The sequence below is a fragment of the Okeania sp. genome, assembly GCF_035285525.1.
Taxonomy (GTDB): domain Bacteria; phylum Cyanobacteriota; class Cyanobacteriia; order Cyanobacteriales; family Microcoleaceae; genus Trichodesmium.
Genome location: NZ_JAYKGW010000098.1, coordinates 20193 through 32352, shown reverse-complemented (window position 1 = coordinate 32352; position 12160 = coordinate 20193). Strand labels below are relative to the sequence as shown.

The 12160-nt window shown below is 35.5% G+C and carries 5 protein-coding genes; 3 read left to right on the top strand and 2 right to left on the bottom strand.

Annotated features, from left to right (window positions below; genetic code table 11):
• Window positions 1-688 precede the first annotated feature (688 nt).
• The 3 genes from hemB to VKJ25_RS09290 all read left to right on the top strand — a co-directional run bounded on the left by hemB (window position 689) and on the right by VKJ25_RS09290 (window position 5720).
• The gene (hemB, locus tag VKJ25_RS09300; protein WP_324236346.1) at window positions 689-1693 is read left to right on the top strand and encodes a porphobilinogen synthase; all 1005 of its coding nucleotides are present in this window, start codon (window positions 689-691) and stop codon (window positions 1691-1693) included.
• A 495-nt stretch (window positions 1694-2188) separates the two neighbouring features.
• Window positions 2189-4393: a S8 family serine peptidase gene (locus tag VKJ25_RS09295; RefSeq protein WP_324236345.1), complete on the top strand. Its 2205-nt coding sequence runs from the start codon at window positions 2189-2191 to the stop codon at window positions 4391-4393.
• A gap of 373 nt (window positions 4394-4766) precedes the next feature.
• A complete protein-coding gene (locus tag VKJ25_RS09290) occupies window positions 4767-5720 on the top strand; it encodes a CobW family GTP-binding protein (RefSeq protein ID WP_324236344.1) in 954 nt (317 codons plus the stop codon).
• 259 nt (window positions 5721-5979) lie between these two features.
• Here the strand turns inward: VKJ25_RS09290 and VKJ25_RS09285 are convergent, their stop codons facing one another.
• Both VKJ25_RS09285 and VKJ25_RS09280 read right to left on the bottom strand, forming a co-directional pair.
• Window positions 5980-9606, bottom strand: a complete 3627-nt coding sequence (locus tag VKJ25_RS09285) for an ATP-binding protein (RefSeq protein WP_324236343.1) — start codon at window positions 9604-9606, stop codon at window positions 5980-5982.
• 429 nt (window positions 9607-10035) lie between these two features.
• Window positions 10036-11412: an aminopeptidase P family protein gene (locus VKJ25_RS09280; protein ID WP_324236342.1), complete on the bottom strand. Its 1377-nt coding sequence runs from the start codon at window positions 11410-11412 to the stop codon at window positions 10036-10038.
• Window positions 11413-12160 lie beyond the last annotated feature (748 nt).

The following is a 12160-nucleotide window of genomic DNA, read 5'->3' as shown; positions in this document are numbered from 1 at the left end:
TGAAACTTGTTTACTGGGCAAATCTAAACTAATATATTCAGCCCAAGTTGTATTAGTAATAGTACTAATTCTATCGCTTTTTTGTGTTCCAATAGTTAACATTTTTACTTAGGGGATATAGTTATTTTGTAATCGCGGTTAATATCAGACTAAAAAATCATTCATATTAGCCTAGAGACCAATTTTATCATCTAAACTGCCTTGAAGTTGCCATGAATATAAGGTGTTTATACCGGAGAAAACCGGTTTCGCTAATAACTTTATCGAGTACATGATTTTAGTTACCAGGAGCATAAGTTATAATTTTTTGGTTTTTAATTATCAGTTGCCAGAGCTTCATAGTTGTTAAGGAACAGTTATGGAAATCCTAACTTCTTTATTCTGTCTCCTGACTACTGATAACTGAAAAGTACCAGGTATTTACGAAAAAGAAAATGATTTGGTTAAAAGAATAATCAATTTTTTCTTCATAGGATTCATGTAAAAATAAGTTGTACAAATTTTATTGGACAGTACAAAGTCCTCAGTAGAAAAAAACCCCCTTAATTTTTCCGCCCTTTTCTTAAGTTTATAGTTTTGTTACATAGTGACAAATTTTAACACTAATCTACTTAATCTCCATTGACTAGATGTCAATTTTTGATTATTATTAAAGACTATCAAAATTATTTAGGTAAGTAATCTACCCATGACAGAAACAAATTTATCCAAGGAATTTCCCGGTGTACAGCGTCCCCGTCGTCTCCGTCGCACTCCTGCTTTGCGACGTATGGTTCAGGAAACTCACTTGACAGTTAACGATCTAATTTATCCATTGTTTGTGATGGAAGGAGAAGGGCAAAAAGTCGAGGTTGTTTCCATGCCAGGAAGTTATCGCTATACTCTAGATTTACTGCTCAAAGAAATAGAGGATGCTTATAATTTAGGAATTAATGCGATCGCTTTATTCCCCCTAGTTGCGGAAGATAAAAAAGACAATGTTGGCACCGAAAGCTACAACCCAGATGGATTAATCCAAAGAACTGTAAAGGCAATTAAACAAACAGTACCAGATATTATCGTCATTACTGATGTAGCTCTCGATCCCTATTCCAGCAAAGGTCACGATGGGATTGTGGACGAAAATGGAGCGATTCTTAACGACCCCACCGTAGAAGCTTTGGTCAAACAAGCACTATCCCAGGCTGAAGCAGGTGCCGATATCGTCGCTCCCTCAGATATGATGGATGGACGTATTGGAGCGATTCGTAAAGCTCTCGATGCTGCTGGATACTTCGATGTCGGAATACTTGCCTATTCTGCCAAATATGCCTCAGCTTATTATGGTCCGTTCCGGGATGCTTTGGATTCTGCACCCAAATTTGGGGATAAAAAGACTTATCAAATGGATTCTGCTAATGCGAGGGAAGCTATCAAAGAAGTAGTTTTGGATATTGCTGAAGGTGCAGATATGGTGATGGTGAAGCCAGCGCTCGCTTATTTAGATATTATTTGTGAAGTTAAAAAGGCAACAAATCTACCTGTAGCTGCTTATAATGTTAGTGGGGAATATGCTATGATTAAGGCTGCTGGTGAGAAGGGTTGGATAGATGAAAAAAAGGTGATGTTGGAAACTTTAACCAGTATGAAACGAGCTGGTGCGGATTTAATTTTGACTTATTTTGCTAAGGAAGTTGCTTTAATTTTGAAGTAAGCATTGAGCTGTCAGCGATCGGCTATCAGCAATAAGTCTTGCTTTGAGGGAAGAAGTTTAGATGAATCAGGACTTACGCAAATTCTGAGATCAAACGCTATATCTAGTAGGGGCGAATGGCATTCGCCCTCTACAAATAACGTTTCTGCGTAAGTCCTGTGAATATAGGACTTACGCAGAAATGCTATATAATATTAGAGTATTGGTGTGTTACAAAGTGCGCTTTTTCCTGACGCAATGCTCTGCAAACATGTCGCGTAGCGTTTTTCTATAGGGAATGCTGTGCAAAGATGTCCGCTCAAGCGCGGAAAAGACACCTGTAGGGACGTTGCATGCAACGTCCCTACCATTACTTGCATGCAACATCCCTACCATTAGCGCTTATGCGTAAGTCCCTACCATTACTTGCATGCAACGTCCCTACCATTACTTGCATGCAACATCCCTACCATTAGCGCTTATGCGTAAGTCCTAATACTATTAACTACTACTCAAATGAAAATCCCAAAACTGTTGGCTTTACTACTACTTATATCTTTATCTACCGGTTGTAATTTAAACCAACCTGAAATCGATCTAACAGAAACAAATGCCAGCATTGATTTAGTGGAAGACTTAGGGTTAAATGAAGAGCCGGTCAAACTTTCTGATGATGTTTATTATCTTGGTGCAGGTATTCCTCCTGAAGACTTGAAGATAGTTAAGCCCACCAGTTCGGTTGCAGCACAGACGATAAAAACCGACCGAATCTGGTTGACGTCTCCCCTTAACCTAAGCGGTCAAGGTTTTGTGGTTGGAGTTTGGGAAGCATCGGGAAAAGGTAAGCATAAATGGGCTGTTTCCAAAGAACATGAAAAATTAAAAGGCAGAGTTACAGTGTCTCAAGAAGGTGTGTCTAGCGATCATGCCACTGCTGTAGCAGGTATAATTGCTGCTACAGGAAATCCATCAGAGTTTTCTACGGGGATGACTCAAGGTGTTGAAATAGAAAGTTATTCAGCACAGAATGATTTTAAAAGTCTAAAAAAAGCAGCTAATTCCATTGTTGCTTCCAATCACTCTTATGGTTTAGGAGTTGGTTGGCAATTGGTTGATGTTACAAGTTTGCCAGAAGGAGTAGTTAACTTTCCTAAGTTAAAAGGTCAATTTCCAGTATTTATAGGTTCCCACAATTGGTTTGGTAATTATGAATTAGCTGGATCAGAAAAAATAGATAAAATACTTCAGGATTATCCTTACCTAATAAGTGTTTTTAGCTCTGGAAATGATAGAGACGACAACATGAGTAACTTAGACGTTTATCAAACAGGTTGGTATGTGGCTTATGTAGAGAAAAGCAAATACTTACAACAGCTATGGGGAACATCTGGATTTGATTTTCAAGAAGGTTTCTATTTATTTTCTAAATACTATTCTCAGTCAACACCACCACCTGGAGATGGGGAATATTTTGGAGGTTATCGCACGATAGTACCTCAAGCAGCTACGAAAAATGGAATTGTCGTTGGAGCTGTCGATGGAGAAAAGAATATGACCGACTTTTCCGGTTGGGGTCCGACTGAGACTGGGCAAATTAAACCAGATGTTGTTGGTAATGGCTATCGGTTACCTCGCCTTTTGAGTGCTTCTGGTGGTTATTTAAAAGCATACAAGGGAAGCGGTACTTCCTATTCTGCTCCGAGTGTGACAGGTACGGCAGTATTATTGGTGGAACATTTCCAAAACCTTTGGCAAGAGTCTGAAAGTGTTATTAAAGAGACGACAAATAGTGAGAAACCTTTTAGCGCAACTATCAAAGGGCTTTTAATTCATACCGCAGAAGATTTGGGCAACGAAGGTCCTGATTATCAGTTTGGTTGGGGGTTGGTTGATGCTAAAGCGGCTGCTGATTTTCTAACTAAAGCTAATAAATCTAAGTCTGACAAGTTTCTGCTAGAAAAAGTGTATCCACAAAGACAACCTATCCAGGTGATTAGTGATGGTAGAAAACCTTTAAAAGTAACGATAGCTTGGACGGATCAACCAGGCAAAAATATTGTCAATGATTTAGACCTTCGGGTGAGAGAGGTTACTGGAAATGGGTATGAAACTTATTATCCTTGGAGTTTAAATCCAAACAAACCCGATCTAAATGCGGTAACAAATAGACCGAATAAATTTGACAATGTAGAACAGGTGTTAATCAAAGAAACTAAGAAAGATGCCAAGTATGTAATTCTAGTTGACGGCGAGATTGATGACTCACGAGATTCTCAATATTATTCTTTATTAATAGAGGGTGCTAAAAAACCACCTAGTGTTGGTAAGGTAAGTTGTTCCATGCCATACCGACCCGAAGAAAGTGAGAATACAAGAAAAATAACATCAGCTAGCATTAAATCTACTGCTGAAGGCTATAGTTTGATAATGATAGAAGAAGATGGAAAAGAACAAGTTATTAATTTTGATAAAAATCTGCATCCTCAATCTGCTGGTACTGTTGCCGATAAAGATTATGACGGAGTGTATAAAGCAGGAGACTTAATTCCCTGGAATTTAATTGCTAATTCTGTCCATCCTCACATTGCTTTAAAAATTCAATCTAACGGCTCTTTCAAGATAGGGATGTGGGTTAGTACCCGCTCTACCTGTCTTTTTGAAGGAACGGCTCAATTTGTTGATGGTGCAAAGAATGAAATATTTGGTCTGAATCAGAATTAAATTAACAGGACTTACGCAGTGAACCTAGATATAGTGCTTAAAACTATTGTGCAATAGTTTTTTTACTCTACATATATGGTCATGGTGCGTTACGCTAGCGTTTTTTCCTGAGGTCATGCTCCGCAAACATGTCCGCTCAAGCGCGGAAAACACACCCTACTAATAGCGTTGGTGCTTGTAGGGACGTTATAAGTTGCAAAAATGCGTTTTCCGTTCCGGAATGCTCCGCAAACATGTTGCGCAGCAAAACGTCCTTACAAGGTTTACCGATTTCTATCGCTGTAATAAAGCTTTGAACACACACAAAAAATAATAGCTGATTGCTGACAGCTAACGGCTAAATGCTTACATTTTGAAATAGGGATAAATTTCAATGACTAAACAAGAAATAACTGACTTTCTTAAACAGAGAATACCTGTTAGTATTATTACTGGTTTTCTTGGTAGTGGCAAAACAACATTACTCAATCATATTCTTAAAAATAAACAAGATTTAAGAGTGGCTGTTTTAATCAATGAATTTGGAGATATTGATATAGACAGTCAACTTTTAGTATCTATTGAAGAGGATATGGTTCAACTCAATAATGGTTGTATTTGTTGTAGTTTAAATCATGGTTTGGTAGCAGCAGTTGAGCGAGTATTAGCTACAGATAAAAAAATTGATTATTTAGTTATAGAAACGACAGGAATAGCCGACCCTTTTCCCATTCTTTTGACATTTTTAGCAACAAAGTTAAGAGAATTGACTAGGATAGATTCGATTCTAACTGTAGTAGATGCTGAAACTTTTTCTCCTAATCATTTTGACAGTGAAGCTGTTTTAAAACAGATTGCTTTTGCCGATATTATTTTGCTGAATAAAACTGACTTAGTTTCTGGAGAAAGACTACAGGAAGTAGAGTCAAATATTAAATTGATAAAACAGGAAGCAAAGATATTATATACTGAATATAGTCAAGTAGCATTACCTTTAATTTTAGATGTAGGATTGACACCTGTGGCAGAATATATTCTGTCTCAAAAATATCAGTCTGGGCATTTAGAAAATGATGGATTTATGGCTGTATCTTTTGAGAGCGATCGCCCTATGGATGTATTTAAATTTGAAAATTTTCTTGAACATATTTCGGGTGATTTATTTCGGGCAAAAGGTATTCTTTGGCTAGATGATATTGAGCATCCACATATCTTTCAAATGAGTGGCAATCGTCATACATTAGAAGCAGATGAAACTTGTTTAAAACCCAACAAAAATCAGTTAGTATTTATTGGGCGTCATTTAGATAATCAGCAAATTCAGGATGGATTAAATAAATGTTTATAGGTATTTAGTAAGTCTTGTAATAAGGGATGATCTTTAAACATTAAATGTAAGCATTCAGCTATTAGCAATAAAAACCTCAACCTTAAGGAGGAGATTTAAACGAATATAGATTTGAAAACTGAATTTTGTAGTCAGATAAAATTTCAGAATCATAAAGCTTTTATCTAAAACTAAAAGCACTCTTCTGACCGCTAAATGCTGACTGCTGAATACTTACAATAGGAGACTAGCTGACGGCTGATGGCTGACTGCTAAATGCTTACCTTCTCACTTTCATCTTTTTCTTTTGATCAAAAGGAATCAATTTACTATATTTAGCATCAAGTAACTCCTTGACTTCTGGTGGTTTAGAAGTAAATAAAACATAAAAATATCCAGACTCTACAGGTTTATCCAAAACCTTAGCATAAATATCTTCTCCTACTAATTCTGAGTTAGTAGAGGGGTATAAATTAATTTTAATATTACTCAATACAGAAGGTATAGAATTTGCTTCTGATGAATCAGACTTTACCAACGCTCCATGGGCAGAAAGTTGAACTAACTTACCAGAAAATAAGTTTTCCCCAACGTGCTTCCCTTCCAAAATTGTATATTGGGTAGATATTTCTTCAGTTAAGTCTAAAAATACCTCTTCTTCCTTTTCTAAAAAGATATTATATTCTCCAGAAATCCCACTAATATTATAAATATTAATAGGTTGTTTCACACCTTTTGGCTGTACTAATTTTTGTCCATCAATTCTTAAAATTGACTCTCCTACCTCTTGCAGTGTAGTTTCAGAAATAAGTATTTCACCGCCAGTAGAATAAGACTCAATCCGATAAGTTAAATTGACTTGGTTTCCCACCACAGCATATTTGGTTCGTTTCTCAGAACCAATATTTCCCACCACAACTTCTCCAGTATTAATACCAATTCCCATCTCTAAAGGAACTAAACCCCAAGCTTCCATTTGTTTATTTACAGAGAGCATTTTTTGCTGCATCGCTACCCCACAAGCAACAGCTCTTTTCGCATCATCTTTTCTCGGATTTGGTGCCCCAAATAAAACTAAAATTCCATCACCCATAAACTCATCTATAGTACCTTGAAAAGACATAATCACATCTGCCATAGAAGAAAGATAAAAATTAAGAACATTCACAACTTCTTCTGGTGCGAATCTTTCAGAAATGCCAGTAAAACCTCGGATATCGGAAGTAAGAATAGTAACTTTTTTTCGTTCACCTCCTAGTTTTAAACCTTCTGGAGTTTCCAGGAGATTAGAAACAACTTCATCTGTAAGATAGCGACCAAAAGCTTGACGAATATGTGCCTTTTCGGTGCGGAGTTTTTTAATATTAATATGTGTCTTAATTCGAGCTAATAATTCTTCTTTATGGAATGGTTTAGATAAATAATCATTAGCACCTGCTTCTAATCCTATAACTAAATCTGAAACTCTATTTTTAGCAGTTAACATCATAATTGGTAGTTGATGGAGCGGCCAAATTTGCCTAACTTTTTGGGTTACTTCATAACCAGTCATACCAGGCATCATTACATCTAATAAAATTAAATCCGGTAGAAAACTTTGCTCAAGTATATCCAAAGCTTCCTGACCATTATTAGCCTGAATAACTTGATAATTATACAAAGAAAGTTGATTAGATAATACCATTAAATTTACTGGTTCATCATCAACAATCATAATTTTAAATTCTTCTTGATTACTTAAAGAAACAGTAGAAATAGGAGTATATTTTTGTGAGAGAGAATTAGTTTCATCAAGAATTGATTTGGCTAAATAATCAGTATTGAACACAGAAATTTGTCTTTTCACAGAAGATTCAGCAGAGGTGGTGTGTGCAGGTTTGTCTGAAATATTTAGAGTAAAAGTAAACTCCGAACCAATACCAGGAGTCGATTTTACCCAAATATTACCACCATGTAATTCAACTAATTTTTTGGTGATAGGCAAACCCAAACCTGTACCACCATATCGACGCTCTGTAGACCCATCTCCTTGTTCAAAAGAAGCAAAAATTGCCTCCTGTTTATCTTCCGGAATACCAATACCATTGTCCGAGACAGTAATTGCCATTTGTTGGTTGTTATTAACATCAATTAATTCTCCTGAGACTTTGACTACACCACATTCTGTAAATTTGATAGCATTTCCCACCAAGTTATGGAGAATTTGCTGAACACGATTTTCATCAGCAGCAGCAGCAGGAAAGTCTGAAGGAATAGCATTAACAAGTTGTAAATCTTTCCCCAGCAACATCATCCGAGAAAAGGTGAGAACTACTTCCGTAACTTCTCGCATACCTACCGAACCTATTTGTAGTTCAATATTGTGGTGTCGTAGTTTAGAAAAATCAAGAATATCATTGACCAAATTTGCTAGACGATATCCACTACCAACAATCATCGAGAGATTATTTTTTTGCAATTCGGAAATAGCACCAGTAGCACCATCTATCATAGACTCTGCGATCCCGATCATGCCATTCAGAGGTGTACGCAGTTCATGGGATGTATTTGCTAAAAATTCATCTTTAAGTTCATCTAGGTGTTGCAACTCCTGATTTTTGGTTTCTAAATCATTAAATGATTCTTCTAATTGTTGTGTCATGTGATTAAAAGATTCAGCTAAAATAACTAATTCTTTCACTCCTTGAATTGGTACATTTTGATTTAGTTCTCCATGAGAAATTGCGCGAGCTGCTGTTGATAATTTTATGATTGGTTTAGTTATCCATTTCACTGTTAATAATCCTAAAACTAAAGCTGTTGCTAAAGCTAAAATACATAATTGAATAGTTGAGCGAGTATTAGCTTTTATTTGTGCCATAAACTCATTTTCTGGGATAACTACTACTGTTAACCAATCCAAACCATATTCATCCTCATAAGGTGAAACTTCCATAAATATTCGCTCACCATTCAGAATAAAATCAAGTTGTTTTTTCGTGTCAATTTCAGTGAGATTTTGGTATTGCTCTGTCAAATGTTGTGTTGCTGATTTTATTAGTTTATTATTACTATTTATTGCTTTTTCAATTCCTAATTCATCTTTTTCTTCTGATTTTAATTTTCTTATAGAACTTGCTATAAGAACACCTTTTGTATCTAAAATAAAAGCTTCTCCAGTCCTGCCAATTTCTATGGTTGTGAGAACTTTATTGAGTTCTTGAGAAAAGTAAATATCGACACCACAAACTGCTTTGAGATTATTTTGCGAATCGTATACTGGTAAAACAGCAGAAATTATAGGTTCTTCAGTGCTAAAACCTTTGTAAATTCTACTCCATGTAGGTTTACCTGCCTTCACACCTGCTTGATACCAGGGACGATTTCTCGCATCAAATTTTTGAGATATTTTAGATCTTTTTGTAACTGAATCAATAATATTACCTTGGCTATCTAGAGGAGATTCATAACTAAAGAAGTCAGTTGATTCATTACTAAAAGTCAACCACAAACCATCATTTTTTCCTAGTCTTGTTACTCCCATAAACTCACCTTTTTCAGGACTACCGCAATAAATCCATTGAATTGACTGAAACAAATTCATTTGTTGCCAAAAAAGACCTTGACCTTGAACTGGGAATATAGTGAGATTATCTTCTTTAACAGCATAAGCACTTAATTTATTAATCTGATGAGGAATTTGTAAATAGTTATCTATTTGTTCAACAATATGAGCAACAACTTGTTGACGCAATTTAGTAGCTAGATTATTAATAGCTCTCTGTCCATTGCGAAAAGATAACCATCCTATTAATCCAACTATAATTAATATTTTTAAGAGGAAAGGAATAATTAAGACACTCATTAAAGGTATTTTACCCCAAATGTTTGTCTTCTTATTTAATTGCCAGAGGGATTTTTTTTTCATGGAAGCCACCCTAAATAATAGCCATTTTTTTTTGTTATGATATTATACCAATCCTAAATAGGTTATGGCAAAATTTTATAATAAAAAAGTGTGGGAAAATCTAATATTTAATCGTTAGCAACAAAAATTAAATAACCACTTAACTATACTCTTGCCGAAAATGGTAACTTTTTGATTTTTTGGGAACCGTGCATTCAGCAACTTAAAACCAGTTACTTTTTCCAGATATAAAAAGGTACTTACCTTTATATAATAGCTGATAAACTATCGATTAAATAACTACTTTATGCTGATACGAAAAGAAACCCGGTTTCTCGTAGAAACTGGGTTACTCCTGGGTAGCAAGCATTCAACTATTAGCTATTATTTCAGATTTCATACCTCCGGATAAATACGAATATATTGATAATTGAAATCACTATTAAATACTTACATTAAATTTTCAATTCCATCCGTATTAGTTGGTAATTCTTGAGTCAAAACTTCAGCACCATTTGTAGTAACTAAAACATCATCTTCAATCCTAATACCTCGAACATCAGAAAATTTTTCTAGCTTTTCCCAATTCACAATATTCTGATATTTTCCCCGCATTTCTTGATTATTTAAAATTGCTGGAACTTGATAAAAACCAGGTTCTATTGTTACCAACATTCCTGGAATTAAAGGTCGATTTAATCGCAAAAAACCTAAACCAAAACGATTACTACGTTCCCTACCTATTTCATATCCAGCTAAATCTCCTAAATCTTCCATATCGTGAACATCTAAACCTAATAAATGACCAATTCCATGAGGAAAAAATAAGGCATGAGCATCCATTTCTACTAAATCTTCTACTTTTCCTTTTAATATTCCTAAATCGACTAATCCTTCCGCAATAACTTTAGCTGCTAATAAATGAATATCTAAATATTCTACACCTGGTTTAATTTGAGAAATACAATGATCATGGGCAGCCAAAACCACATCATAAATATCTTTTTGTGTAGAAGAAAACTTCCCGGAAACCGGCCAAGTTCGAGTCACATCACTTGCCCAACCTAAACTTGTTTCGGCTCCCACATCTGCTAATAGTAAATCCCCTTTTTGTACAGGATGAAAATATTCTTCATTGTGCAAAACTTCCCCATGTACAGTCACAATACTGGGGTAAGCACAAGTCATATTATCAGAAATAATAATATTCTCCATTGCCGCCCGGATATTTGCTTCAAATTTAGCATTTGTTGTAGCTGCCATTCCTGCTTTATGAGCTTCCATTGTTACTGCTACTGCTTGTTTAATTTCTGTTAAAGCTGCATCATCATGACTAAGTCTTAAAAATATAATTGCTTTAGTTAATTCTAAATCAATTTCTTCAGCTTTATTAGCAGGAAAAATATCGCGATTCAAAACTTCAGATTGTGTAATTTTAGTAATAGGATTTTGTACAGAAATAGTTGCTGCATTTGTGGCATAAAATTTTAATTCTGACATCGGAAAAGCAGCATCAGCACCAATAATTTCTGCGAGGCGATCGCCTGTTGGTATTTCTCCATGCCAAAGTAGATTACTTGGCGGTGGATTATCCATAAATAGTGTTAATTTTTCTCCTTCTAAACAGATAGCAGCATTTTCAATAGGTAGACCAGCGAAATAAAGAAAATGACTGCTACAACGGAAAGGGAAAGTATTGGCAGGAAAATTACGGGAACTACGACTACCTGACCAAAGGATGACGGGAAAATTAATTAATTTTGCTAAATTTTGTCGTCGTTTAAGAAGTATTGTAGCTAAATAAATATGATTAGTTGGAATTTGCATATTTGTTATTTATTCGACATAGGAATTATAGTATATTTCACCAAACGTAAGGTATACCTAAGCGGGCTTTCCAGCCTGCACTAGAAATATTTTATTATACTAAAATTATATCAAATCCGGTAGTCTTGGTATAATTTAAGACCGTAGGGGTTTGGTCTCCAATTTTTCGGGAACCGTACCCTCTACAAACTAGGAATCTTCGCTCTTTTCTGATGGTGAATTTAAAGTGTCGGTCCAGTAGTGCATTGTTTCACCTTAAATGATGCAATAGCTATAGGTTGGATTGAGGTACGAAACAAGGGCAAAAATTTTTTCTCCTCTACTCCCTAATGCACCATTTTAGCTGAAACAGTCCAGTACGAAAAACAGGAGTTTGAGATTGCTTCCCGACGGTCGTATCGGACGAAAATACCTTGCAGTTGCGTAAGTCCTGATATTATCTAAAAGTCAGATTTATACTCTATATTTTCTGATTTGAAAAACAATAAATAATTAGGGTTTGCTGAAAAAGTCTTTTTGTCAGAAAAGAGTCAAAAGTCAGCAATCTTGCAATCCAGGAGAAGTAGAAAATTTACAGAAGACAGGAGGAAGAATTATCCCTTAGTTTTTCTGCCAAAGTAAACCAAAATCCTAGCTTTTTTGCCAATTGATATCATGTCCGGTAGCATCGGTTTTGTATAGAGAAGGTAAGGAAAAAGGAAGAAGGAAGAAGGAAGAAGGAAGAAGCTTTAAGAGAAGAAAAAACCTT

Coding starts and splice junctions, on each gene's coding strand:
- hemB (WP_324236346.1), top strand. CDS start 689: ATGACAGAAACAAATTTATCCAAGGAATTTCCCGGTGTACAGCGTCCC.
- VKJ25_RS09290 (WP_324236344.1), top strand. CDS start 4,767: ATGACTAAACAAGAAATAACTGACTTTCTTAAACAGAGAATACCTGTT.
- VKJ25_RS09280 (WP_324236342.1), bottom strand. CDS start 11,412: ATGCAAATTCCAACTAATCATATTTATTTAGCTACAATACTTCTTAAA.
- VKJ25_RS09285 (WP_324236343.1), bottom strand. CDS start 9,606: ATGAAAAAAAAATCCCTCTGGCAATTAAATAAGAAGACAAACATTTGG.
- VKJ25_RS09295 (WP_324236345.1), top strand. CDS start 2,189: ATGAAAATCCCAAAACTGTTGGCTTTACTACTACTTATATCTTTATCT.